27 protein-coding genes, 1 tRNA gene and 1 other annotated feature are annotated in these 26,189 nt (G+C 38.8%); of the genes, 1 reads left to right on the top strand and 27 read right to left on the bottom strand.

Annotated features, from left to right (window positions below):
• Window positions 1-17 precede the first annotated feature (17 nt).
• The 15 genes from POF52_RS01020 to POF52_RS00950 form a co-directional block, all read right to left on the bottom strand.
• Window positions 18-1,553 carry a 2-isopropylmalate synthase gene (locus POF52_RS01020; RefSeq protein ID WP_025750618.1) on the bottom strand — a complete coding sequence of 512 codons (1,536 nt, stop codon included), beginning with the start codon at window positions 1,551-1,553 and terminating at the stop codon, window positions 18-20.
• Window positions 1,540-2,565 carry a ketol-acid reductoisomerase gene (gene ilvC, locus POF52_RS01015; protein ID WP_013085141.1) on the bottom strand — a complete coding sequence of 342 codons (1,026 nt, stop codon included), beginning with the start codon at window positions 2,563-2,565 and terminating at the stop codon, window positions 1,540-1,542. Before ilvC ends, POF52_RS01020 begins: the two co-directional genes overlap by 14 nt.
• Window positions 2,566-2,629: 64 nt before the next feature.
• A complete protein-coding gene (gene ilvN, locus POF52_RS01010; RefSeq protein ID WP_013059375.1) occupies window positions 2,630-3,142 on the bottom strand; it encodes an acetolactate synthase small subunit in 513 nt (170 codons plus the stop codon).
• Window positions 3,139-4,866 (bottom strand): acetolactate synthase large subunit, encoded by a 1,728-nt coding sequence (gene ilvB / locus POF52_RS01005; RefSeq protein WP_271989236.1) that lies wholly within the window; start codon window positions 4,864-4,866, stop codon window positions 3,139-3,141. The genes ilvN and ilvB overlap by 4 nt, the downstream gene beginning before the upstream one ends.
• A 68-nt stretch (window positions 4,867-4,934) precedes the next feature.
• Window positions 4,935-5,188 (bottom strand) — a binding site (T-box leader).
• Between the two features lie 324 nt (window positions 5,189-5,512).
• Window positions 5,513-5,586: transfer RNA gene (locus POF52_RS01000), tRNA-Arg, on the bottom strand.
• 125 nt (window positions 5,587-5,711) lie between these two features.
• Entirely contained in the window at window positions 5,712-6,224 is a 513-nt protein-coding gene (locus POF52_RS00995; protein ID WP_013059377.1) for a metallophosphoesterase, read from the bottom strand.
• Window positions 6,225-6,239: 15 nt separating this feature from the next.
• Window positions 6,240-6,833: an XTP/dITP diphosphatase gene (locus POF52_RS00990; RefSeq protein ID WP_271989233.1), complete on the bottom strand. Its 594-nt coding sequence runs from the start codon at window positions 6,831-6,833 to the stop codon at window positions 6,240-6,242.
• 9 nt (window positions 6,834-6,842) lie between these two features.
• The gene (gene rph, locus POF52_RS00985) at window positions 6,843-7,589 is read right to left on the bottom strand and encodes a ribonuclease PH (RefSeq protein WP_013085143.1); all 747 of its coding nucleotides are present in this window, start codon (window positions 7,587-7,589) and stop codon (window positions 6,843-6,845) included.
• Window positions 7,590-7,723: 134 nt separating this feature from the next.
• A complete protein-coding gene (locus POF52_RS00980) occupies window positions 7,724-8,809 on the bottom strand; it encodes a GerMN domain-containing protein (RefSeq protein WP_271989230.1) in 1,086 nt (361 codons plus the stop codon).
• A gap of 113 nt (window positions 8,810-8,922) precedes the next feature.
• Entirely contained in the window at window positions 8,923-9,717 is a 795-nt protein-coding gene (gene racE / locus POF52_RS00975) for a glutamate racemase (protein WP_025601441.1), read from the bottom strand.
• Between the two features lie 10 nt (window positions 9,718-9,727).
• On the bottom strand, window positions 9,728-10,171 hold the full coding sequence (locus POF52_RS00970; RefSeq protein WP_271989227.1) for a MarR family winged helix-turn-helix transcriptional regulator: 444 nt from the start codon (window positions 10,169-10,171) through the stop codon (window positions 9,728-9,730).
• Between the two features lie 211 nt (window positions 10,172-10,382).
• Entirely contained in the window at window positions 10,383-10,997 is a 615-nt protein-coding gene (locus POF52_RS00965; RefSeq protein WP_271989225.1) for a PH domain-containing protein, read from the bottom strand.
• A 114-nt stretch (window positions 10,998-11,111) separates the two neighbouring features.
• Complete coding sequence (locus POF52_RS00960) at window positions 11,112-12,110, bottom strand: inorganic phosphate transporter (protein WP_025750624.1); 999 nt, start codon at window positions 12,108-12,110, stop codon at window positions 11,112-11,114.
• Between the two features lie 15 nt (window positions 12,111-12,125).
• Window positions 12,126-12,758 carry a DUF47 domain-containing protein gene (locus POF52_RS00955; RefSeq protein ID WP_218039679.1) on the bottom strand — a complete coding sequence of 211 codons (633 nt, stop codon included), beginning with the start codon at window positions 12,756-12,758 and terminating at the stop codon, window positions 12,126-12,128.
• Between the two features lie 442 nt (window positions 12,759-13,200).
• A complete protein-coding gene (locus POF52_RS00950) occupies window positions 13,201-15,219 on the bottom strand; it encodes a penicillin-binding transpeptidase domain-containing protein (protein ID WP_271989221.1) in 2,019 nt (672 codons plus the stop codon).
• A 240-nt stretch (window positions 15,220-15,459) separates the two neighbouring features.
• Here POF52_RS00950 and POF52_RS00945 point away from each other — a divergent pair, with 240 nt between their 5' ends.
• Window positions 15,460-15,666, top strand: coding sequence for a hypothetical protein (locus tag POF52_RS00945; protein WP_013059387.1), 207 nt, complete (start codon window positions 15,460-15,462; stop codon window positions 15,664-15,666).
• 66 nt (window positions 15,667-15,732) lie between these two features.
• Here POF52_RS00945 and ssuD read toward each other — a convergent pair whose 3' ends face one another.
• From ssuD to sdhA, 12 genes are all read right to left on the bottom strand, one after another.
• Entirely contained in the window at window positions 15,733-16,857 is a 1,125-nt protein-coding gene (gene ssuD / locus POF52_RS00940; protein WP_271989217.1) for an FMNH2-dependent alkanesulfonate monooxygenase, read from the bottom strand.
• The gene (gene ssuE / locus POF52_RS00935) at window positions 16,854-17,408 is read right to left on the bottom strand and encodes an NADPH-dependent FMN reductase (protein ID WP_271989214.1); all 555 of its coding nucleotides are present in this window, start codon (window positions 17,406-17,408) and stop codon (window positions 16,854-16,856) included. Before ssuE ends, ssuD begins: the two co-directional genes overlap by 4 nt.
• Window positions 17,409-17,477: 69 nt before the next feature.
• Entirely contained in the window at window positions 17,478-18,332 is an 855-nt protein-coding gene (locus POF52_RS00930) for an ABC transporter permease (RefSeq protein ID WP_016765676.1), read from the bottom strand.
• Window positions 18,333-18,342: 10 nt separating this feature from the next.
• Window positions 18,343-19,329: an aliphatic sulfonate ABC transporter substrate-binding protein gene (locus tag POF52_RS00925; RefSeq protein ID WP_271989213.1), complete on the bottom strand. Its 987-nt coding sequence runs from the start codon at window positions 19,327-19,329 to the stop codon at window positions 18,343-18,345.
• Between the two features lie 33 nt (window positions 19,330-19,362).
• Window positions 19,363-20,160, bottom strand: coding sequence for an ABC transporter ATP-binding protein (locus tag POF52_RS00920; RefSeq protein ID WP_013085156.1), 798 nt, complete (start codon window positions 20,158-20,160; stop codon window positions 19,363-19,365).
• A gap of 136 nt (window positions 20,161-20,296) precedes the next feature.
• Window positions 20,297-21,508, bottom strand: coding sequence for a cation:proton antiporter (locus POF52_RS00915; RefSeq protein ID WP_025750630.1), 1,212 nt, complete (start codon window positions 21,506-21,508; stop codon window positions 20,297-20,299).
• The gene (locus POF52_RS00910; RefSeq protein ID WP_013085158.1) at window positions 21,509-22,009 is read right to left on the bottom strand and encodes a cation:proton antiporter regulatory subunit; all 501 of its coding nucleotides are present in this window, start codon (window positions 22,007-22,009) and stop codon (window positions 21,509-21,511) included.
• A 148-nt stretch (window positions 22,010-22,157) separates the two neighbouring features.
• On the bottom strand, window positions 22,158-22,484 hold the full coding sequence (locus tag POF52_RS00905) for a hypothetical protein (protein WP_026106709.1): 327 nt from the start codon (window positions 22,482-22,484) through the stop codon (window positions 22,158-22,160).
• Between the two features lie 203 nt (window positions 22,485-22,687).
• On the bottom strand, window positions 22,688-22,912 hold the full coding sequence (gene gerE / locus POF52_RS00900; RefSeq protein WP_013059396.1) for a spore germination transcription factor GerE: 225 nt from the start codon (window positions 22,910-22,912) through the stop codon (window positions 22,688-22,690).
• Between the two features lie 174 nt (window positions 22,913-23,086).
• Complete coding sequence (locus POF52_RS00895) at window positions 23,087-23,536, bottom strand: acyl-CoA thioesterase (protein ID WP_013085160.1); 450 nt, start codon at window positions 23,534-23,536, stop codon at window positions 23,087-23,089.
• Window positions 23,537-23,599: 63 nt separating this feature from the next.
• Complete coding sequence (gene sdhB, locus POF52_RS00890) at window positions 23,600-24,373, bottom strand: succinate dehydrogenase iron-sulfur subunit (protein ID WP_013059398.1); 774 nt, start codon at window positions 24,371-24,373, stop codon at window positions 23,600-23,602.
• Between the two features lie 3 nt (window positions 24,374-24,376).
• Window positions 24,377-26,164, bottom strand: coding sequence for a succinate dehydrogenase flavoprotein subunit (gene sdhA / locus POF52_RS00885; RefSeq protein WP_013085161.1), 1,788 nt, complete (start codon window positions 26,162-26,164; stop codon window positions 24,377-24,379).
• Window positions 26,165-26,189: the final 25 nt, after the last annotated feature.

The following is a 26,189-nucleotide window of genomic DNA, read 5'->3' as shown; positions in this document are numbered from 1 at the left end:
TGGTCTCTCCCTTCAGTTCACATTACTTCTTGCTTTGTACGATGCTGCTGAATAGCGATTAAACGATTGATGGCGTTCAGATATGCTTTCGCTGACGATTCTAATACGTCAAATGCTACTCCGCGTCCGCTTGCTTCAGTTCCTTCGCTTTCAACCTTCACAAATACTTCAGCCAGTGCATCCGGTCCACCGTTAATAGACTGAATACGATAGTCTAATAGTTTTACATCTTGTTCAACACAGCGCTGCAGCGTATTATAGATAGCTTCCACGCTTCCAGATCCCGTAGCTGCTTCTTGAATCTCTTCGCCGTTTTCTTTGCGAAGCGTAATCGTAGCCGTAGGAATATTGTTCGTACCATACTGAACTTGCAGACTTTCAAGCTTATATTCACTGTCTTTGCTAACTTGCTTTTGAATGACTAATGCCAATAAATCATCGTCGGTAATGTCTTTTTTCTTATCTGCTAAGTCTTTAAACTTCTCAAAAAGTACGTTTGCTTCTGTATCTTCCAATGTGAATCCAAGCTCTACTAAGCGTGTACGGAACGCATGACGGCCTGAATGTTTACCAAGCACAATTGGATTTTGTTTAACACCCACAAGTTCTGGGGAAATAATCTCATATGTTAACGGATTTTTTAAGACGCCATCTTGGTGAATACCTGATTCATGAGCAAAAGCATTTTTTCCGACAATTGCTTTATTTGGTGCAATATTCATCCCTGTAAGCTTACTGATAATGTCACTCGTACGCTTGATTTCAGGTAAGATAAGACCTGTGCTCGCTTGATAGAAATCTTGACGGACATGAAGCGCAAGTGCTACTTCTTCAAGAGCTGCGTTACCCGCACGCTCTCCGATTCCGTTAATCGTTCCTTCAATTTGAGTAGCTCCTGCTTCAATCGCAGCCATTGAATTGGCCACAGCTAGCCCTAAGTCATCGTGACAGTGAGCTGACAAATCAACTTTATGAATATTTGACACATGTTCTTTTAAGTAATTAAATACTGATTGATAGTCACCAGGAGTGATAAATCCTACTGTATCTGGAATATTAACGACTTTTGCACCAGCATCAATAACGGCTTCTACAATTCTAGCTAAAAACGGTAAATCTGTTCGACATGCATCTTCAGCAGACCATTGAACAACCGGGAATTTTTTACTTGCGTACTTCACCATTTCCACTGCTGTTTCAAGTACTTCATCAGGTGTTTTTTTCAATTTATGCTGCATATGAATTTCGGAAGTAGCGATAAAAACATGCAGTCTTGGTTCTGCACTTTCTTTTAACGCTTCCCATGCAATGTCAATATCTTTTGTAACAGACCTTGCAAGGCCTGTTACAGAAGAATTTTTGACAATAGACGCAATTTCTTTTACGGATTGAAAATCACCTTTTGAAGAAGCGGGAAATCCGGCTTCAATGATGTCGATACCTAATCGCTCTAACTGCTTAGCAATTTCAAGCTTTTCTTGTAGGTTCAAATTGACTCCAGGTGACTGTTCACCATCGCGTAGCGTCGTGTCAAATAGTTTAATTTTTTGCACTAGCGATCACCGCTTCTTTCTTTTGTTTTTTAACAAATGGCATCATTTCACGTAATTGAGCGCCAACTTTTTCAATTAAATGTTCGTTTTCACGGTTATTGATAGCTGTAAATTCCGGACGATTTGCTTGGTTTTCTAGGATCCAGCCTTTTGCAAATTTACCTGTTTGGATATCTTCAAGCACTTTTTTCATTTGTTCTTTTGAACGCTCATCTACAACGCGTGGTCCTGAAACGAAGTCACCCCATTGAGCTGTATCAGAGATTGAATAACGCATGCCTTCCATTCCGCCTTCATACATAAGGTCAACAATTAATTTTAATTCGTGTAAACACTCAAAATATGCAACTTCCGGTTGGTAGCCAGCTTCTACAAGCGTTTCAAAACCAGCTTTAACTAATGAAGTTAAACCACCGCAAAGTACTGCTTGCTCACCGAAAAGATCTGTTTCTGTTTCTTCTTTAAATGTTGTTTCTAACACACCCGCACGAGCTGAACCGATTGCTTTAGCATAAGCTAACGCTACGTCTTTTGCTTCTCCAGTTACATCTTGGAATACTGCGAATAACGCCGGTACGCCAGCTCCTTCTTCATACGTTCTTCTTACAAGGTGACCAGGACCTTTTGGAGCTACTAAGAATACGTCAACGAATTCAGGTGCTACGATTTGGTTAAAGTGAATGTTGAAACCGTGAGCAAATACTAAAGATTTTCCTGGTTTTAGTCCTGGAAGAATTTCTTCGTTATAAACTTTTGGCTGATACTCATCTGGAAGTAATACCATTACTACTTCTGCTTGTTGAACTGCATCTTTTACAGATAATACAGTGAAACCGTCTTGCTCTGCTTGGTCCCATGATTTACCTTTACGTAATCCTACTACCACGTTTACTCCGCTGTCGCGTAAGTTTTGTGCATGGGCATGACCTTGTGAACCATAGCCTACGATTGCTACTGTTTTACCTTGTAATAATTGATCCTTTGCATCTCCGTTATAATATACCTTTGTCATAATAAATCTCTCCTCTTAGTTTATATAGTTTTATATAGTTTACTTGGTTAGTAACTAGCTAGAATTAAATGATTGATGAAAGTTTGGCTGCCGCTTTTTGCGTACCGCGCGGAACAGCTACTGTTCCAGTGCGCGTTACTTCTTTTAATCCATAAGGCTGAAGCAGATCAATCATCGCTTCAATCTTGCTGGATTCACCTGTTACTTGAATAATCAAGCTGTCGCGGCTTACATCAATGATGGTTGCACGGAAAGGTTCAATTACTGCATAAAGTTCGTTACGGCTCGCTGGCGTAGAGGCTACTTTCATTAAAGCAAGCTCTCTTGATACCACAGCTTGATCCGTAATATCTTGAACCTTCAACACGTCAATCTGCTTATTTAACTGCTTAATCACTTGTTCAGCAGCGTTATCATGCTCTACGTTCACAACAAATGTCATGCGTGATACATCTTCAGATTCAGTGTGACCTACCGAAATACTCTCAATATTGAAATTTCTTTTTGTAAATAACCCCGTCACGCGATTTAATACGCCCGCACGGTTTAATACAGTTGCTGTAATAATTCGCTTCATGGTTTCACCCCCACCATTTCATGTAATCCTTTTCCAGGTGCAACCATTGGATATACGTTTTCTTTAGGTGCGACAAAGAAATTTAGTAGAACAGGTCCATCTGTTTCCATTGCTTCTTTCAACGCCGCATGCGCTTCTTCTTCAGTAGAAGCTTGTAAACCTTTGATATCATAAGCTTCTGCAAGCTTCATTAAATTAGGCTGATTCGGAATTAAAGAGTGTGAGTAGCGTTCTTCATAGAAGATTTCCTGCCACTGACGAACCATACCAAGCGACTGATTGTTAAGTACAACCACTTTTACAGGTAAATTTAATTCTCTAATAACTCCTAATTCTTGAAGCGTCATTTGAAATCCACCGTCACCAACGACTGCTACAACTGTTTTATCTTTGTTTGCCAGCTGAGCGCCGATTGCAGAAGGTAATCCAAAGCCCATGGTGCCAAGACCACCTGAAGTTACCCATCGATCTGGATTATTAAATGTGTAGTATTGAGCTACCCACATTTGATGTTGCCCAACGTCCGTTGTAACCACGGCATCTCCATTTGTATACTTGTGAAGCAACTCAACTACTTTTTGTGGTTTTAACACGTCCGCTGAGTTCTGATACCATAATGGATATTCTTGCTTCCACGCCGCTAATTTCTCATGCCATTTCGTATAATCTCCAACTTCTCCTTCTTGCAGAAGCAATTGCTTCAATACTTCTTTTGCATCTCCAACAATTGGAATCTTGGTTGGAACATTCTTTCCAATTTCCGCTGGGTCGATGTCAATGTGAGCAATTTTTGCATTTGGTGCAAAATGCTTTAAGTTACCTGTTACTCGGTCATCAAAGCGTGCACCGATACTAATGAGAAGATCACTCTCATAAATTGCCATGTTTGCTGTGTAAGTTCCGTGCATGCCAGCCATTCCTAAATGAAGCGAATGATCTGCAGGGAAACAGCCTAATCCTAAAAGCGTATTAATAACCGGAATATTTTGACGCTCAGCGTAATTTTTTAATTCTTCTGAACCTTTACTCAATAACACTCCCGCACCTGCTAGGATAACAGGTTGTTTTGCAGCTGCTACTGCGTCTGTTAATTTTTTAACCTGCAGCTGATTTGGAAAATAAGTTGGCTGATAGCCAGGTAAATCAATTTCTCCTTCGTAATTAAATGTTCCATCACCCTGTGCCATATCTTTTGGAATGTCGATTAAGACTGGACCAGGTCTTCCTGTTGTCGCAATATGAAATGCCTCTTTGATGATTCTCGGCATGTCGCTGATATTGCGTACTTGATAGCTATGTTTCGTAATTGGCATTGTGATTCCTAATACATCTGCTTCTTGGAACGCGTCAGAACCAATTACACTTGAAGCTACTTGACCAGTAAAAACAACTAAAGGAAGTGAGTCAATCATCGCATCTGCCAAACCTGTTACGATATTTGTTGCACCAGGACCACTTGTTGCGATAACTACACCGGGTTTGCCTGAAATTCTTGCATACCCTTCTGCTGCGTGAATTCCACCTTGTTCGTGACGAGCAAGTACGTGAAACATTCCTGAACCATATAGCTTATCGTAAATCGGTAAAACGGCTCCCCCTGGGTAACCGAAGATGACGTCAACATTTTCTCTTCTTAGAGATTCAATCAACATGTCAGCTCCATTCATTTGTGCCCCAGTGCTTACAGGTTCTTTCGTTTGCATATTGGCTCCCACTTTTCTCATCCTTTCGTTTTCTAGATAAAAGAAAAAAGACTTCTCACCCCTAAATAGACCCTATCAAATGATATAGGTCAAGGGGCGAAAAGTCTTTTGTACTTTACGCGGTACCACCCTCGTTTGTAATCGTAATGATTACCTTATGAATGTATACTGTACATTCTTTTTGATAACGAGTGCTTTGGAAGTACACTCGGTCGCCCTTACTGAATTTCAGGGTGACACTCTGAGGTGAGTTCATTTTGAGTTGGTAACGTCGGCTTCCAGCAACCCGACTCTCTGTTGATACCTAAACATCAAAACTACTTATCCTCTTCAACGTTTTAAAACGCTATATGCTTTTTGAACAATGCTTTACACATCATATTTTAAATTAATTACAATTAATTAAAATTTTTAGAAAACTTATATTTGAGGACTATCTTACGCCCATTTCTATGCATAGTCAACCACTTTTCGAGATTTTTTTAGACAATTTAGACTAAACAGAATATTTGAATGCGTTTTCATTATTGATGTAATAAGGGTTTACAGCAGTTCAAAAAGTTTTTCTGAAACGTTCATTTGTACACACTGAATGAACAAACATTCACTTTTAGGATAAATAAAAAAACCGGTTTTTACTAAAAAGTAAAAACCGGTTTTTTTTGGACGTCCCAGGAGAGATTCGAACTCCCGACCGACGGCTTAGAAGGCCGTTGCTCTATCCTGCTGAGCTACTGGGACATAATGTTAAAGTGTATCAAAGACAATACTTATTATATTCAAATATAATTTAAAAGTCAACGTTTTTTTGAAATTTTATGAGAAGAGAGGTAAAAAACCTTCTCTCCTCCCTATATTTGGCTATATTATGCTGAAAGTGTACAGGTTAACTGCATGCTAGGAATATGTTTACCGCTTATATCGTAAAACTGCACGGTAGCCTCTGTACCATCCATTACTAGTATAGCATACGTACGTTCTTTTCTCATACGAGGAAGTAACATACTTCCTGGATTGATAAATAAAACTCCGTCCATGAGCTCAGCTCCTGCTATGTGAGAATGCCCAAAACAAACAACGTTTGCCCCGACTTCTCTCGCTTTGTAATGCAGATTCATCATAGACATTTTAACATTATATAAGTGACCGTGTGTAACCAGACACGTAGCTTCTCCAAGCGACTCTACTCGATCATTAACGTAAGATGCATCGTAGTCACAATTTCCTCGAACGCCTAAAAATGCAGACATTTCTTTGCTGTCTTGCGGCAACTCAGAGTCCCCACAATGGATCATCTTATCTACATCAGCATGTCTCTCTCTGATAGTGAGCAGCTCTTCTTGTAACCCGTGGCTATCGCTTACAATTAATAGTTTCACACGTCATCACTCCTTCTAAAATTGCGCATCAATTAGCGGTGCTAGTCTTTTTAACGCATTTGCTCGGTGACTAATCTGATTTTTTTGCTCTTTGGTCAATTCTGCCATGGAACATCTCCATTTTTCTACAAAGAAAATGGGATCGTACCCAAAACCGTTTTCCCCTCTTTTTTCCTCCAAGATGTGCCCTTCACACGTGCCTTCTACAATTTCGGTTCTCTTTCCGGGCACTGCAATAGCAAGAGCGCAATGAAAGCGTGCGGTGCGCTTTTCAAACGGCACGTCATTTAATTTTTGAAGTACCTTCTCTATATTAGCATTATCATCTTTATTTTCACCAGCATAACGCGCGGAATAAACGCCTGGCTCCCCGTTTAAGGCATCAATAGCAAGCCCCGAATCATCGGCAATGACTGGCTTATTTAATGCGGATGAAATGGCCTCTGCTTTTAGCGTGGCATTCTCTGCAAATGTAACGCCCGTTTCTTCCACGTCTTCAATCTCAGGAAAATCAAGAAGCGATGTTACTTTAAATCCCTTCGGTGAGAAAAGTGTTTCAAAATCTTTTACTTTGCCTGCGTTTTTAGTTGCAATAATGATTTCACGCACGTTAATCCCTTACCTTTCTTTAACCGGAATGTAGGCAGCCAGGTGATCAAGAACTTCCTTTTGCTGTTCAATCAATTGATAAACACCCTTTTCCCCTAAATCTAGAAGATGGTTTAACTGTTCTCTCGAAAACGTCGATTCCTCTCCCGTTCCCTGTAATTCTACAAACTGTCCGCTTCCTGTCATCACAATATTCATGTCAACTTCCGCTGTCGAATCTTCTTCATAATTTAAATCTAAAATCGAATTTTCTCCATGAATACCTACTGAAGTCGCAGCTAAGTAGTCACGAATAGGAATTTCTGTGAGCTTGTTCTCTTCAACCAGCTTTCCAAACGCTAAAACCATAGCCACAAAAGCACCTGTAATCGATGCTGTTCTTGTGCCGCCATCTGCTTGAATAACATCACAATCAATCCAAATTGTCTTTTCTCCGACCTTTTCCAGATCGACTACGGAACGAAGAGCTCGTCCGATTAGACGCTGAATTTCCATTGTTCGTCCTGTGACTTTACCTTTTGATGATTCACGTATATTTCTTTGTGCCGTAGCTCGAGGCAGCATAGAATATTCAGCTGTAATCCATCCTTTTCCTTGCCCACGCATAAAAGGAGGCACTCTGTCGTCTATGCTTGCGGTACAAATAACCTTTGTGTCTCCCACCGAGATTAATACAGATCCTTCTGGATGCTTTAAGTATGAAGTATGAAGAGATACAGATCTCAATTCATTAAATTCCCTACCGTCCAAACGCATTAAGCATGTCCTCCTATTCATTCATTTATATGTAATAGTCTCTTCCATTTTAACTACAAAACAGCGGAAAGAGGTCGCTATTTCAGCAGACCTCTTTCTACTTAGTCCTTTACTAGTATAACAAAAATTTGTTTTTAAAAACTACCTGTGTTCACATTTTTCGGTCTTGAAACTGGTTCCGTTAATTTTTTCCCTTTTTCATCTTTTAGCGTTTTTTTGCCATTCACTTTAATGGCAACGCTGTCTACGGCTTTTTGTTCCGTCAGAGATAACACTAAGGAGTCGAGAACACGCTGAGAAATTTCCGTTCCTTTCAAATTCCCAAAGATGTTTTTATTAAAGTTCAGCGTTAACTCACCGTCCGCATACTTTGGAGCTGCTACGAGTTTTGCATCGGGATTAAAGTCTGTCACTAAACCTGATGCAGGCGCAGGTCCTTCTACAAGCTCGTTCACAATTGCAGTGTACATATCTTTGTCATCAGAAGCAATTCGTTTTGTGACAGGAACATAGTAAGTTTGTTTGCCCTCTTGAGCTAAGTAATAAATCGTAACTGGCTTCGTTTGAGTTACGTCAACTACTCCAGTATTATCAAAGTTAATGCCATCTGCTCTGCTCAACCCTTTACTGATTGGCGTATGATTTACAGGCATCTCATCTTTATCATAGCCGTTAATGCGAATTTTAACTTTATTTACGCCTTCAAACTGCGTCAGCGTCCAAGTGACGGCCTGCAGAATACGGAGTTCATCTTCTTTTTTATACTCAGCAAATTCAGGTGAAAAATCTGCTACCATCGTGCCGTCACTTTCCAGCTTTGTCCCTAAAACTCTTGTATCAGCAGGAAGAACCGCTCGGAAATTATTTGGCAATAAGTTTGTGACCGGTCCACCCTCTACTAAATATTCAAGAGACTGTTTAGCGACACCTTTTGATTTAGGAATTTCAAGCGTCTGGGGAACAACGTACCCGTTTTTATCAATTAAGTAGAGTTCTCTTTTGGTAGGCCCAGATGTTTCTGCGGCTTTACTTTGTTTTTTATTAGCTTCCGTTACTTTCGCTTCAGTCGCTAATGATTTTTCATCTTTCACATAGGTGACATCCTTTGGCGGATCAATTTCCTTTGCTGCGTTATCCCCTCCGAAAAGTCCACAGCCGGATAACAATACAGATGTGGTCACCACGGCGGATATGAGAACAAGTTGGGTCTTTTTGGACATTCCTTTCCCTCCTCAGACTGTTTGTACTACTATGTATACGAGCTTTTTTGCATTTTAGACCAGCTCAAAAAAGTTTTTGTCCACAAAAAAAACCGAGCATGATATGCACGGTTTTAAAGCTTGATATGTTCAACATTATATACAGGGTGCTCAAACCATTTAGATGCAATAGATTGAAACAGTTCTGTTGATCCTGTTGTAAAGAAGTAGTGTTCAGGCTCCATGTTTCTAGGAGCTAGTAAATTGCTATAAGAAAGAATGGCACTTACCTCTATTGCCGTTTCTTCGCCAGAACTGATTAACTGAACTCTAGGCCCAATTGCTTCTTGAATAACTGGCTTTAATAACGGATAATGCGTACATCCTAAAATAAGGGTATCCATATCTGTATGATAAAAAGGTTTTAATGTTTCTTTTACAATTCGCTGTGCTTCCGGTCCTTCATAATTACCGCTCTCTACAAGAGGTACAAACAAAGGGCATGCTAAATTTTCCACTTCCACTCTCGTATGAAGAGCGCGGAGTGCATGTGTATAGGCTTGACTTTTCACGGTTCCGTTTGTGCCGATTACGCCTATTTTATGGTTTTTAGTTACTTTAAGCGCAGCGCGTGATCCTGGTTCAATGACGCCTATAACCGGAATATCGAGCTGTTCTTGAATTTCATCCAGCACAACTGCCGTAGCCGTATTACACGCAATAACAAGCATTTTAATATCTTTATCTACTAAATAATTAGTCATCTCCCACGTGAAAGCTCGTACTTCTTCACTAGGGCGAGGACCGTATGGGCAGCGGGCTGTATCTCCAATGTACATAATTTGTTCTTTCGGAAGCTGTCTCATAATTTCCTTTGCTACCGTTAATCCGCCCACACCTGAATCTATAACACCAATTGGTCTACTCAAAACAATCGCCTCATTTTCCTTTCATTTCATCATGCAATTTTCGTAACGTTACTCGTAAAACTTCCGTTTCACTCGAAGAGAAGTTTGCCAGTACGCCATTTAAATACGTTTGTCGCTTTTCAATTACTTCTTCGATAACACGTGCTCCTTCAGGAAGCAAATGAATACGCACTACGCGGCGGTCTTTTGGATCTTTCACCCGAACCACCAACTTATTTTTTTCCATACGATCTACTAAATCTGTCGTTGTACTACAAGCAAGAAAAATACGATTTGATAAATCACCAATCGTCATATCTCCACGTTCAAACAGCCACTGCAAAGCAATAAACTGAGGTGGCGTAATCGTATAGTCTTCTAAAATTTCTCTTCCTTTTTGTTTCACAATCGCTGCAATATGTCGAAGTGACTTCTCTAATTCTGCCACTGTATCCTCATTATTTTTTGCTGTCATACCGTAATCCTTTCCACCTATAAGTCTTATTTTCTATTATTTCTTTCAGTTAAACCCGTCTCTATTGTTTCTCTTTTCTATTTTATATTGTGCTCTTTTTTCAGTGATTTTTCAAGGTTAACATGAGGATTCTACAACGTTCATCATAAGTCTACATACTCTCATTCAGCATTAAAAAACAGCTGCTCCATAAAAGGAGCAGCTGTTTCTATTAATTATTGATATACAGCTCGAAAACTGAGCTGAAATCTTTTGTTGTGTAGGCAATTTTTTTATCTAATAACCAAGAAAACGCAGCTTCGTTAATTTCTTTAAATTCACCAGCAACACTTCCACTTGTATTTCTTGTACTGCTTAGCGTAGAAGAAGCTAGCTGAATGCTTTGTGTAGCAAAATCAAGCGCAATTTCATTTTCACGCGTTATTTCAGATATTTTAAACAGCGCTTTATATAAATCTTTTACCTCTTCTATATGCTTTTTGTGTACATCGATAGAAAACGTCTCCGAGCCAATTTTAAATTTAATTTCCACATCTAAATCGACAGTTCCAGCCGTTTCTAGCATCACGTTTGAAATGTGATTTGTGCTGTAGTTATAGCGGCGAAGCATTCGCTTTTTGCTTGTAGCACTTGTTCCATCAAGATGAATGAGCGCTTTATTGGTAAAGCAATATTCATCTGACTTTGATTTGATTAGAAAATAAATTTTTTCTTGTTCTTCATGCATAACGTAATCATCTGCATCTACCTTGTCATAATCAACTGGCTTAATAACAGAACCAATATCACTTAGCCCTAATACATCAGCAGCCACTTTTCCAAACATTTCCCCATCCCCCTTTTAAAAACAATTGTGTTATTTTCATGTTTTAAGTGTACTGTGCAAATGAGGGGATGTAAATAAAAAAAAGGAGCTTCTTAAAAAGAAGCTCCACATTTATTAAAATAACAAATTTAAAATCATATAGATAAGTGCAGCTAATGAAGCTGAAATTGGCAATGTGATAACCCATGTAATCACCATGCGCTGTGCAGTTCCCCATTTTACACCTTTCACTCGGTGAGCAGAACCTACACCTAAGATAGAAGATGAAATAACATGAGTAGTACTGACAGGTAGATGAACAAACGTTGCTCCAAAGATAATGGCAGCACCTGTTAAGTCCGCAGCTACTCCATTAACAGGACGAATTTTCATAATTTTACCGCCAACGGTTTTAATGATTTTCCATCCACCAATTGACGTTCCAAGTCCCATTGCCACCGCACAAGCCAGCTGTACCCACCACTGAATCTCAGTACCGCTTTGCATATTGTTAGCAATAAGCGCTAGCGTAATGATACCCATTGCTTTTTGCGCATCATTCGTACCGTGTGTGTAAGATTGTAGGGCTGCAGTCAGGATTTGAACGCGTCGAAAACGCTTATTCGTTTTCGTCAAGTTATGGTTTTTAAACGTTAGTTTGATAATCGTATAGACGATATAACCTACTACAAAGGCTAGAACTGGTGAAATTAGAAGGGCTTCAATGATTTTGATGAAACCTTTGTAATTTAAAGCACCAAATCCAGCAGCTGCAATAGCTGCTCCTGCAATCGATCCAATAATTGCATGAGAAGAACTACTCGGGATACCGAAATACCATGTGATTAGGTTCCACGCGATAGCAGAAATTAATGCTGCTAAAATAACGACAGAACCATTTTGAAGCGTATAAGGATCAACGATATCCTTTGTAATCGTTTTGGCTACGCCCGTAAACGTCATAGCACCGACAAAGTTCATGGTTGCGGCTAAAAGAATTGCATGTCGCGGTTTTAAAGCTTTGGTTGAAACAGAAGTCGCAATGGCATTAGCTGTATCGTGAAATCCGTTGATAAAGTCAAAACCAAGTGCACCAACTACAATTAGAATGGTTAATATTAGCATCGAATCCATTATAATATAGCCCCGTTACGCATTCTTCATAATAACTGATTCTAAGTTGTTCGCAACCGTTTGACAATAATCCGCGATTTCTTCTAGCGTTTCATAAATTTCTTTATATTGAATAACTTTAATTGGATCTTTACATGTTGCAAATAATTGTTTTAGTGCACGACGATATAATGTATCACAATGTGACTCATACTCTTTAATTTTAATTGCATGTTCACTAATTTGAAGAAGCTTTTTCTCAGACAACAAATTAATAGTAATTAAAATCTCTTCAGCACAGCCTTGAATATTTTTAACAAATTCAGCTACATATTCATCAAATGTCGTAATTGAATGAATTTCCATTAAAGCAGCAAAGCTGTCGATGCCATCAAGTACATCATCCATGCTCATTGCTAGCTGTAAAATATCTTCACGCTCAATTGGAGTAATAAATGCTTTGTTCAACTCAGTAATCACTGTATGCACGTATTTATCACCTTTTGATTCATACGCTTTTAAAACATTGGCAAATTCCTTTAGGTCAGATACATTTTGAAGTTCAAAGCTGCCTAAAAAATCTGCTGAGTCCTTAATATTTTGGGCAATGTCCATTAACATTTCAGAAAACTTGTCTTTTTTTCTTTTGATCACGTTGCAATCCTCCATCCAATTTATCGAAACTTTACCACTCGTTTTTTCTCTCTATCTTTTATTATGTGTTCTAGTTTCTTTTTTCATTTAAAGTAATGGATAAAACTTAGCTGTTCATTACTATAACGAGAGAAACCACCTCTCTTGTGTATCAAAAAATTCTAAAAAAACAAACGTTTACCAGAGCAAAAGTCCCAAAAGGTGGTTCTTTTACTTATAGGTTATGCGATTCATTTTTTTACGCCAAGTCAAAAATTACTCCTATTATTGTTAATTGTCAATAACTTTTCAAACACATTTTTTTAGGTCTCTTTACAATACATTAACAATAATACGTTCATTCCTTTTAAAATAAGGGTTTTCAGAGTTTGTATAAAACTGGGATTTACAAAAACTTAACATTACTCCCCTTGTGTAAATAATAAAAGCCAGCTCCTTTAGAACTGGCTTTTATTATTTACTTATTATATTGCTGAAATACATTTTTTACTTTCGGCACGACGTAATGACTTCCGCCTTTATCTTCTACTCCTTCAACCATCATTGAAACGAGTAGGTTTTTCTGTTTTGTATCCACAGCTACAAACCAGCCGTTTTCCTGCCCTTTTTCACCTTGAGTTTTCTTTAATTCTGCCGTTCCAGTTTTTCCAGCTAGGGTTAACCCATCTATCTTTGCAGCATGACCCGTACCGTTTTTATCTTCAATGACATCAACTAAATCATTTTGAATTAATTGCGCCGTTTCTTTAGATATTACTTGTTTTTTCCATATTCCACTCTCATTACCGTTCATAAGAATAGGCTTTACTATATTTCCATCGTTTACAATCGATGTATACATCAATGCCAAGTGAAGAGGATTCACTTGCAGTTTCCCCTGGCCATAGCCGGAGTTTGCTAATACTCCCTCATCTTTAATATCTTGATCACCTGCAATTTTAGACGTTTCAAAAGGATAATTAACAGGCATTTTTTGATTGAACCCAAACTGTTTTAAACCACTGTTAAATTTGTCTAAACCTAGCTTCAAAGCAGTCTGCGCAAAATAAATATTATCAGATGTAACATAAGCATCACGCAAATTAACATTCGGCTTGCTTCCCACTCGTGTTACGTAGAAATTCCCCCAGCTTTTATCTTTTTGCCATTTCTTCCCGCTGATTGATATACTTTCGTTTGGATTTACCACACCTTCATCAACTGCTAAAGCTCCCGTGACTAACTTAAATGTAGATCCCGGAGAATACGTTTTGGTAAAGCGATTCATTAACGGCTTATCGGGATTCGTTGAAAGGGATTGGTACGTATTAGCATCGATTCCAAAAGAAAAAGAATTCGGATCAAAAGCTGGCGTGCTTACAAGACCTAATATTTCTCCCGTTTTAGGTTGAAGAGCAGTAGCTACTCCTTTTTCATCTTTTAACTGTTCATAAAGGGATTTTTGAACATTCGTGTCTACCGTAACTTGAATGCTTTCCCCGTCTTTTGGATTCACTTTTGCAATTTCATTCTTTTTATTACCATCTTTATCTACAGTATAAATCATGACGCCGTCTCGAGCACGAAGCTTATCTTCATATAAAGACTCTAAGCCAATCATTCCAGCTTTAGACTGAGCATTATAGCCTTCATCTTTATGCTCTTTTAAATATTCCGCTGTGACAGGCGCAACGTATCCAACTAAATGGGCACACGCTTCTTCACAAGGATATACGCGCGCATTTACCTTTTTTTGTTGAATGCCTTCTACTTTTTTCAAAGAATTCTCTAAATTAGAGGCGTCTTTTTGACTAACTGTTTTAATAGGAACAAATTGATTCTTTTTCACCCAAGAAGCGCTCAGTGCTTGATTAATACTTTTTTCTGAAAGAGCAAGAGTCTTGCTTAATTGTTGTATAGCTTGCTCGCCGCCTTTAGAAAACTGCTGTGGAACAACTCCAACTTGAATCGCTTCTCCGTTTTGAGCTAAATATTTTCCTGAACGATCCATAATTTCTCCACGCACAGCTGACTGAGTAGCTACTCTTACTTGCTCTCCTTGCTTAAGTCCTTTAAAAATCATATTAGGCTTCCAATTAATATACCAATTCTCTGTATTCCCTTGTTTTTCTTGAACCACAGCAGCATTTTCTTTAAATGAGATTTCACCGGCTACAGAGTTCATGTTTACTTCAAAAGGTAAAACAGCTTTATGATCTTTTATTTCTAAGTCTTCTATTTTACTTGCCTTCACTTTAAGCTTGTCCGCTTCAATTGCATCATAGATATTTTTATATCGATTTACAAAATCTTTTTCTGAAATCGTCTTTTTAGCATCTTTAGACAAGTATCCATACATGCCTTTAAAATCTTCTTTATTCCACATGGCTACATATTTATCAAATCGATCCTGTGCTTTCTGTTGATCATTTGAGCAACCGGCAGTTATTAATAAGAGAATTGCCATAGTAAAAAATAGCCACTCAATTCGTCTCATGATGATTTTCCCCCTTTTTTCAATACCATTTCTCTATCATATAAAATTTTACATAAACTTTCCATCGGAAAGTTAAGATCAGGAATTAATTGGTATTACAACCCACTAAATTTACATATCGACAAAAAAATCAATAGGTAAATAAGAAAAAAATTGAACATTTTGTGAATATTTTGTGTCTTTTTTGGAAAGTATTTGATATAATAATTGTAAGAAGAAAAAGAATAGGAGGCGACTAAAATGAGAAGATTCTTACAGTTTTACTTTATGTTTAGTTCTCTGTTCTGTTTTGGAAGCGTTTTCGTCCTACTTATGTCTCAAGAATATTATTTTGCACCGTTATTCCTCACACTGGGCTGTTTAAATATTTTTCTCTTTAAAGTATATATTCAAGAAAGTCGAAAAGATAAACAAGCTGCACCTGAAAAACCTAAACCAACAATTTAACGAACTCGTCTCTCGGCTGAGATGAATGTAAAAGAAGAACCGGTGAATTTTTCACCGGTTCTTCTTTTACGACATTGAAGCTTTTGGAAACCTATCGTTTGCAATAATCTCACCGATGCTTTCACTCTTTCCTTCACCGTCATCAATATTTAAAAGCGGGAACAATAACTCTCCTACGTGATAAGCCTCTTCTAAATGCGGATAGCCTGATAAAATAAAAGATTCAATTCCTAAAGCTTCATATTCTTTTATTCGTTTCGCTACATTTTCAGCACTGCCTACTAGTGCAGTTCCTGCGCCTCCCCGGACGAGCCCTACACCTGCCCATAAGTTAGGGCTAATCGTAAGTTCCTCTCGGGTTCCTCTGTGAAGGCTCGCCATTCGCTGCTGCCCGACTGAGTCATACCTAGCAAAAGTACGCTGTGCAGCTTGAATCGTGTCGTCGTCCAAATGCTGAATTAATCGATCGGCTGCTTGCCAAGCTTCTTCTTCCGTTTCGCGTACAATAATATGCAAACGAATCCCAAACTTAACAGTTCTGCCTTCTGCTTCTGCTTGCTTTCTCACAGCCGTTATTTTTTCTCTTACTTGTTCAGGAGGTTCGCCCCACGTTAAATACACGTCAGAATGTTTTGCTGCAACTTTTTGTCCTGCGGGTGAAGATCCGCCAAAATAAATAGGTGGAGAAGGTTTTTGAACAGGTGGATACAGCAGCTCGCTGTTCTCTACATGAATATGTTTTCCTTCATAATTAACCGTATCTCCAGCCAATAACCCTTTCCACACATCTAAAAATTCATCCGCAGCTTCATAACGTTCATCATGTGATAAAAAAAGGCCGTCTCCGGCTAATTCTGCTGGATCTCCTCCTGCTACTACGTTAACTAGTAAACGACCGTTTGAAATTCGATCAAGAGTCGAGGTCATGCGCGCTGCCACGGAAGGAGCCATAATGCCGGGACGTACCGCTACTAAAAATTTCAAACGCTCTGTTTCAGGTATAAGTGAAGCAGCCAATAGCCACGGGTCTTCGCATGATTTCCCCGTTGGAATCAAAACTCCTTCAAACCCTAACCGGTCAGCTGCTTGAGCAACTTGCCGAAAATATGAATAGTCTGCTGAACGACCTCCTCGATTTGTCCCTAAATATCTTCCATCTCCATGGGAAGGAATAAACCATAGCATTTTCATGATTCAACACTCCTTTTCGTTTGTTCTAGATGATATCCCAGCTCTTTTAATGAACGTTTAATTCTCGCTTCTGCTTCTTCCGCAATAAACTCAATTTCATTTTCTTTCGTATAGGCCACCTCAGAATCAACAATATAAACTCCATGAATAAGAGCAGTAGCTCCTAAAACGGATAAAGTCGGCTTAAATACATAATCAAGAGCCAGTAGGTGAGCAATGGTTCCCCCTGTAGCTATCGGCAGCACGGTTTTATTGTGCAAACCTTTTTCAGGTATTAAATCTAAAAATGTTTTTAAAATTCCTGTGTAGCTAGCTTTATAGATTGGGCTCACAATAATAACGGCATCAGCACCTGCGACTTTCTTTTGAGCTTCTTGAATCGCAGAGCTAGAAAAGTTAGCATATACTAAGTCTTCAGCGGGCAAGTCACGGACATGCACGGTTTTCACTTCATATTTTTCATCTTGTAGATATAATGCAATATACTCGCTTAAAGCAGCTGACCTTGATTGCTTTGAAGGACTTCCTGTAATAATTGTAACCTGGCTCATTATCATCTCTCCTTTTAGCTCATAAAATTGATAGATTTACAAGGATTAATACGTATATAAATCCTTCTTTTATTTTTCACCTGCGTAACTGTCTCTCCATTTAAGAAGACGCTTTTCTAATACTCGGACAAATGAATCGGTTAATTTGCCTACAACAGCAAAAATAATAATTCCGACAAAAACTACGTCCGTTTGAGAAAACTGTCTAGCATCCATAATCATGTATCCTACACCTTCACTTGCTCCCATTAATTCAGCAACTACCAGTCCGAGCCATGCAATACCTAAAGACAAACGGACACCAAGTAAAATATTAGGAAGAGCAGCTGGTAAAATGAGTTTTGTGATTTGTTTCCATTTACTAAATTGAAGAACACGAGCAACATCAAATAATTTCGAATCAACGCCGCGAATACCTAGATACGTATTAACATAGATTGGGAAAAATGCACCGTTTGCAATTAGCAATATCTTTGAAATTTCACCAAAGCCAAACCATAAGATAAATAAAGGCGCCAACGCAAGGTGAGGAACAGTTCTAAGCATTTGAATAGATGGATCCATATAGTGCTCCGTTTTCTTTGAAAAACCGACAATTACACCAAATAGTAACCCTAGTCCAGCTCCAACGGCAAAACCTATGGCAGCACGCAAAATACTGATTTGAAGGTTAGCTCCGAGTTCTCCAGATACGATGAGCTGTTTGAAAGAAAGTATGATATCAACAGGTGTAGGAAGAACAGTTTTGGATACATAGCCCGCAGAACCAATGATTTGCCACACGACAATAAGCAGAAGTGGCACGACAAGAGAACGAAGAAAAATTCCCTGCTTATTTTTCGCTTCTTCCTTTCTTTTTTTCATTTTTTGCAAGTGAGCTGCTGAAGACTGGACATGTCCTGAAACCACAGATGTTTTACTCATTTTCATCACCTCATTTTTCTTTTAATGCTTTTTCAATAAATGAATTATCAACGACATCTCCAGTATCAATTTTCTTTTTAATAACGCCTAAAGATTGTTGAAAATCAGCTGTCCGCTGTTGTTCTGCAATAATTTCTTTAGAGGTTGGGCGATTATAGGCAGGATTATTTTTTAACACTTGTCTTACTACGTCTTTATCTAGATTTTTTTGTTTTGCTAAAATATCCACAGATTCTTCAAAATGTTCGTTTTGCCATTCAAGCGCTTTTTGATAAACTTGTAAAAACTTAACGACTAACTCTGGATGATCTTTTGCAAAGCCTTCTCTTACAATAGTAAAACCTGGTGAAGCAACCTTTAATGAATCGCCGTCTGCTAAAATGCGAGCTTCATTTTTTAAGTTTTGCAGTGAGATAAACGGTTCCCAGATTGACCATGCATCCACTGATCCATTTTCAAATGCTGGCTGAGCTTCGTCTGGCTGAAGCTGAATAATCTTTACATCACTTGGCTTCAACCCATTTTGGTCAAGAGCTCTGTACAATAAATTAAAACCGCTGCTTCCTTTCGCAACCGCGATCTTTTTACCTTTTAAATCTTTTACGCTTTTAATCTTGCTGTTTTTCCCTACTAAAATGGCATTTCCTTTCAACCCGTCGCTGGAATTAGCAATTTCTAAAAACGGAATATCTGCACCTTGACCAGAAATAACCGGTGAATTTCCAACTTGGCCGAAATCCAAATGTCCAGATGCTAAACCTTCAAATTGCGGAGGGCCGCTTTGAAACTCTGTCCATTTAACATTTACACCTATTTTTTTAAATTCTTTTTCAAACCATTTTTGGTTTTGTGCCAGCATTAAAGGACCTAAGCTTTGCTGGATACCAATATTAATCGTAACGTTTTTTGAATCTTCTCCGCTCCGTTTTTCTTCCGTCCCGCACCCAGCCAATGCGAGAACAAGTACAGTAGCTGCAGTTAAAAGTAGCTTTTTCATCTGTTCTGTCCCCTTCTCTGTCTTATTGAATCTTTAATGTTCTCCTGCTTCTTCAAATTCTTTCAGTACTTGCTGCCTTAGCTGCTGAAACGGTAACTCTGTCTTTTTTCGCGGATGACTAATTTCTACTGGAACGACCCGGCTAATTTCTCCTGGTCTGGCACTCATAATCACAATTTTAGTCCCCAAGTAAATGGATTCATCTAAATCATGGGTAACAAAAATCATGGTTGTTTTTTCTTTTTTCCATATGTCTAACAGCACATCTTGCAAATGAGTGCGCGTAAAAGCATCTAACGCACCAAACGGTTCATCTAACAATAAAACCTCTGGATTTCTTAAAAGAGCACGCGCAATAGCAACTCGTTGAGACATCCCCCCAGATAGTTCTCGAGGATAAGCTTTGTCAAATCCTTTCAGCCTGACAATATCAATTAACTCATCTACGCGGCGCCGAACGTTCGAATCTTTCAGCGATAAGTCAGCCGCTATATTTTGCTCTACATTAAGCCAAGGAAACAAGCGGTGTTCTTGAAAGATCATTCCTTGTTTAATGCTAGGTCCGGCTATGTACTTCCCGTTGATTTCAATACGCCCTTCATAATCCATATCAAGTCCTGCAATCATTTTAAGCAGTGTACTTTTTCCGCACCCGCTCGGACCAATAACGGTGATAAATTCACCTTTATTAATCGTAAGATTTACATTTCGCAATGCTTGAGTTACTTGTTCTCCTTTTTGAAATGAGCGGTTAACAGATTGAATGACAACACTCACAGCAGTTCCTCCTCCTTGAATTTTTAAATCAAAAGCTCGTTCATCTAAAAACACAAAAGCTCCTACCTGAAAAAGGTAGGAGCTTTCGGTTGACCGATCAGCCCGTTGCTATATTTAACTGATTTGTTATTTGATTATTTTGAATTTTATCATATTAATCCGATTTGTCAACTGTGTTTTATATATTTTATCACTTTGATTCTTGAGGATTTGGCTTTTTCCATTTAAATACTGAGTTTAAAAATCCGTATATATGCTTAGACTCCTTCGTTAACAAAGGGCCAATAATAGCTAAAATCAATACATAAAGCGCGGCGAATGGCTGAAGAATTGCGGATAATCCTCCTTCAATTCCAATGTTAGCCATAATGATCGAAAACTCGCCTCGTGACATAATCGTTAACCCAATGTTGGTAGAGGCCTTGTGTGACAGCCCGCTTTTTCTTCCTGAAATCATACCGGCTGTAAAGTTACCAATGATCGTAAGCGCAACTGCGCCAAGCGCAAGCCATCCTGCATCCCACAGCGTAAGAGGATCAATACTTAACCCGAAGCTGAAGAAAAAGATAGCTCCAAAGAAATCACGAAACGGTACGACAAGATGTTCAATCCGATCGCGATGTTCCGTTTCAGAAAATACAAGTCCAAGCAATAACGCACCAATTGCTTCTGCCACGTGAATTGTTTCAGAGAAGCCTGCCACAAAAAACAATACCGCAAAAACGACGATTATAAAGATTTCGTTTGATGAAATATTTAAAAGTTTATTTAGTAGCGGCGTGGCTTTTCGAGCAATGATAAAGAACAGCATCATATAGCCAAACGCAATTAAAATAGATGTTAAAGATCCAGCAAGCGATCCGTGGTCTCCAAGCACCAACCCTGAAACGACAGAAAGATAAACGGCTAAGAAAATATCTTCAAACATGATGATCCCTAATATCAGTTCCGTTTCTGGATTCGCTGTTCGTTTTAAATCAACCAATACTTTTGCGACAATTGCGCTGGACGAAATCGTAATAATTCCGGCGATAATCAGCACTTCAAGAAGAGGATTTCCTGTCAGGTATCCATACAATAATCCTAAAGTGAAGTTAATTAAAATATAAATAGATCCTCCCACCGCGATGGACCTACCTGATTTAATTAGCTTTCCAACTGAAAATTCTAATCCTAAATAAAAGAGTAAAAAGAGAACTCCAATTCTCCCCATGAATTCAATAATCTCTTGGCTTTCAATAAACTTTAAACTGAATGAGCCAAACTCAGGAGCATGGGGACCGACCGCCATGCCCAGCAGAATGAGGAATGGAATAATCGTAAATTTAAATTTATGTGCTAGTATAGCCGCTAAAGCCACTAGTAACAAAGCTGTCCCAACTTCAAATACTAAATGATCCAATTATGAACTACCTCCTTGTGAAAGCAATTCTTTAATGAGCGTTTTTAAATTTCCTCGTTCTCCAGAGATAACAAGCGTATCTCCTTCTTCAATTAACGTATCTGGTCCTGGAGTTGATAATTTTTTTTGCGTATTTTTAATGACGGCGATGATAGTGACATCATAATTGCTGCGAACGTCAATTTCACCAATTGTTTTACTGTGAGCTTTCGCTTGTTTTTCAACTTTGTACCATTCAATAACTAAGTCATTGAATGCCACTTCAATGGTTTCCATTGCTTTTGGCTTGTAAATCATGCCGCCTAAAATTGCAGCTAGCTGTCTTGATTCCGTATCTGTTAACGTAATGTCAAAAATGCTTTCTTCTAAATCTTTTTGATCGAAGTGATAGATTTCACGTCTTCCATCATCATGAATGATAACGACTACGCGGTTTCCTCCGCTTGTCTCAATTTCAAATTTACGGCCGATTCCTGGTAACTCCGTTTCTTTAATCATCATTGAATGATCACTCCTATAAAGTTTTTAAAAAGAATTTTTTAATTTTGCCGCGTTATTTGCCTAGAAAATCCGCATAGCAAATAAGCCTAAGAATAGTTGGTAATTTTAGGTTTGAAGAAAAGGCTGTTGAAATTTCAACCTTTTTTATTTAATTGAGGTAACTTGATTGAAAGATTTTTGGATAAAAAAGTGTTTTCTTGAGGATAAAATACGCAATTTGATGCGTCGGAATGATAAGTTTGGCACTCACCCATACTAAAGCAAAAGTTACTATCACACTTTGTATGAGAGATCCTATTTGTTTAACGCTGTGCTTAGCTCCTGGAGACATGTGCACGATATCCGTGTAATGCTGAACCGAACTTTTTGTGACCTTCACTTTTTCAAAGTCGTTATCAATAAATTTATCTGGCAAACTCGCAAAAGGCAAACAGAATATCATGCATAACAATAAGCTCATCCATATATTTTTCATCATCTCACCTCTCTTTCTTCTGAACTAGTATCTCCTCACTTAAAAGTATACGTACTCTGAAATTCAATTTCAAGCAATAAGTTTTTTTTATAAAGATTTACCTTTTTTATAATTTTTTCTTAACGTTATTCTTTTTAGATATGTATGCGACACTGAAAAAAATATACAAAAAGCTGGCTTTCTAAGAAGAAAGCCAGCTCATGTTATAGTTCAAGTTCTCCCATTCGAAGGAGTTCTACGACTGCTTGAGAACGCCCCTTGACTCCAAGCTTTTGCATCGCATTAGAAATATGATTTCGAACTGTTTTTTCGCTAATGAATAGTTCACTCGCGATTTCTTTTGTTGTTTTGTCCTGTACTAAAAGCTCGAATACTTCTCGTTCACGCTTTGTAAGTAGCGGTTTAGGTTGAAACTCTTTTTCTTTCAATGTAACCCTCCTTGCCTGATCCTGAGTTGAACTATCGGATGGGTGTAAATTTAGTCAACATATCTTATGTGCGGTATGCCTACGCGGTTACTAGTTTTAGAAAAAATATGCAAAAAACTCTTTTTCACTTTTAAAAAAGAAAAAAAGCCTGAAGAAAGAGCCTTCAAGCCATTTTCATATATTTGATAAACACCTTTTCATCTCTTCATTCCAAGGGACGCTTTTTCCTGTTTCTTTAGAAATTTGCACCATTGTTCCTCTTCCGGTGAGTACAACCTCTTTTTGCTCATTTTGAATCATATAGTGTAAATCAACCGACGAACGTCCAATTCTATGAGCTTTTACAAAAACAGATAGCACGTTGCCAAAATACACTTGTTTGACATAATCGCACTGCAAATCAGCCACCACCGGTATCGTTCCCTCATGCTCACTCGTCCACTTTTGCATAAAGCCAATATGGTGAAAGAATTCCGTACGTATTTGTTCAAAATACACAAAAGGGACCGTATTATTTAAATGCCCAAACATATCTGTTTCCGAAAATCTTACCTTGATCTCCTGCTTAAACGAAAATGACTCTTTCCAATGATCCATATCTTCAATATACGAAATATTATTCATCTGTATTTCCTCCGTTCGTCATAGACAAAATAAAACCTCTCCGCGTGGAGAGGTTTTGAGTGATTATACTTGATCGCTACCAAAGAAACTTCTGAATGCTTGAATTGTTGTATCGCGGTTCAAAGCTGCAATTGAAGTAGTCAATGGAATTCCTTTTGGGCATGATTGAACGCAGTTTTGAGAATTCCCGCAGTTCGCTAGTCCTCCATCACCCATAATCGTCTCTAAACGTTCTCCTTTATTTAACGCACCGGTTGGATGGGCATTAAACAGGCGAACTTGAGAAAGCGGTGCCGGACCGATGAAGTTTGACTTGTCGTTTACATTTGGACAAGCTTCTAAGCAAACGCCACATGTCATACATTTGGATAACTCATACGCCCACTGACGTTTCTTTTCAGGCATACGCGGTCCTGGACCTAAATCGTATGTGCCATCGATTGGAACCCAGGCTTTTACTTTTTTTAGTGAATCAAACATACGGCTGCGGTCTACTTGCAAATCACGAACCACAGGAAATGTTTTCATTGGCTGTAAGCGAATTGGCTGTTCTAGTTTATCAACAAGAGCTGTACATGACTGACGAGGTTTACCGTTGATGACCATTGAACAGGCTCCGCATACTTCCTCTAAACAGTTCATTTCCCAGTTTATCGGAGCAACCTCTTTACCTGAAGCATCAACAGGGTTACGTCTGATTTCCATCAGTGCTGAAATAACGTTCATATTCGGACGATACGGAATTTCAAACTCCTGATTGTAAGGAGCAGATTCAGCTGAATCTTGACGTGTAATAATGAAGCGCACTGTCTTTTGGACTGTTTGTTGTTCACTCATTGATTAACGAACCCCCTCTTGTTGTTTTTTTGGTTTTTCATCTTTTTTCTTTGTGTAGTCGCGCTTACGCGGTTTAATTAACGATACGTCTACCTCTTCATAATGGAAAGAAGGAGCCGTTTTCTTATCCACAAAAGCTGCCATTGTTGTTTTTAAGAATTCTTCATCGTTACGATCTGGGAAATCTGGCTTATAATGAGCACCGCGACTTTCGTTACGGTTGTAAGCTCCTAGCGTTACAACACGTGAAAGCTGAAGCATGTTTTGCAGCTGACGAGTAAATGTTGCCGCTTGATTACTCCATTTAGCTGTATCATTAATGTTAATACGATCATAGCGTTCAATTAATTCTTGAATCTTTTCATCTGTTTTTAACAGTTTGTCATTGTATCGTACGACTGTCACGTTGTCAGTCATCCATTCCCCTAGCTCTTTATGAAGAACGTATGCATTTTCTGTACCTTGAAGATTCATGATATTGTTCCATTTCTCTTCTTCTTCTTTCACATGACGATCATATACGCTTGAAGAAATAGCATCTGCGCTCTTTTCTAAACCATTGATGTATTCAACCGCTTTAGGACCGGCAACCATACCACCATAAATAGCTGATAATAATGAGTTTGCTCCTAAACGGTTCGCTCCGTGCTGTGAATAATCACACTCACCAGCTGCGAATAAGCCAGGAATATTTGTCATTTGATCGTAATCCACCCATAAACCGCCCATTGAATAGTGTACGGCTGGGAAAATTTTCATTGGTACCTTGCGTGGATCATCGCCCATGAATTTTTCATAGATTTCGATGATACCTCCAAGTTTAATGTCTAGCTCTTTTGGATCTTTATGTGAAAGGTCCAGATAAACCATGTTCTCTCCGTTGATTCCTAACTTCTGCGCTACGCAGACGTCAAAAATTTCACGAGTTGCAATATCACGAGGTACTAAGTTACCGTATGCAGGATATTTTTCCTCTAAGAAATACCAAGGTTTACCGTCTTTATATGTCCAAACGCGTCCGCCTTCTCCACGAGCAGATTCACTCATAAGACGAAGCTTATCATCTCCTGGGATAGCAGTTGGATGAATTTGAATAAACTCTCCGTTTGAATAGTATGCACCTTGCTGATACACGATAGATGCCGCTGAACCTGTATTAATAACTGAGTTCGTCGATTTTCCAAAAACAATTCCAGGTCCACCTGTAGCCATAATAACCGCGTCAGCTGGGAACGTTTTAATTTCCATTGATTTTAAATTCTGTGCAGAAATTCCGCGACAGCTGCGCTCATCGTCAAGAACAGCACCTAAGAATTCCCATCCTTCGTACTTTGTCACAAGTCCGGCAACTTCATAGCGACGAACCTGCTCATCTAATGCGTACAATAATTGTTGACCCGTTGTTGCTCCAGCAAAAGCCGTACGGTGATGCTGCGTCCCGCCAAATCGTCTGAAGTCTAACAAACCCTCAGGAGTACGGTTAAACATAACCCCCATGCGGTCAAGTAGGTGAATAATACCAGGAGCTGCTTCACACATTGCTTTTACAGGTGGCTGGTTGGCTAAAAAGTCTCCGCCGTACACTGTGTCATCAAAGTGTTCCCATGGTGAATCCCCTTCACCTTTCGTGTTTACGGCTCCGTTGATTCCACCTTGCGCGCAAACTGAGTGAGATCTTTTTACCGGAACTAGTGAAAATAAATCTACTTGCTTGCCAGACTCAGCAATTTTTATTGTTGCCATCAAGCCAGCTAAACCGCCACCGACTACGATGATTTTTCCGTTACTCATCGGAACCCCACTCCTTCAAAACCTT

Source organism: Priestia sp. AB, assembly GCF_028369225.1.
GTDB lineage: Bacteria > Bacillota > Bacilli > Bacillales > Bacillaceae_H > Priestia > Priestia megaterium.
Note: the sequence above shows the minus strand (reverse complement) of the source record. Positions and strands in the feature narration are given on the sequence as shown.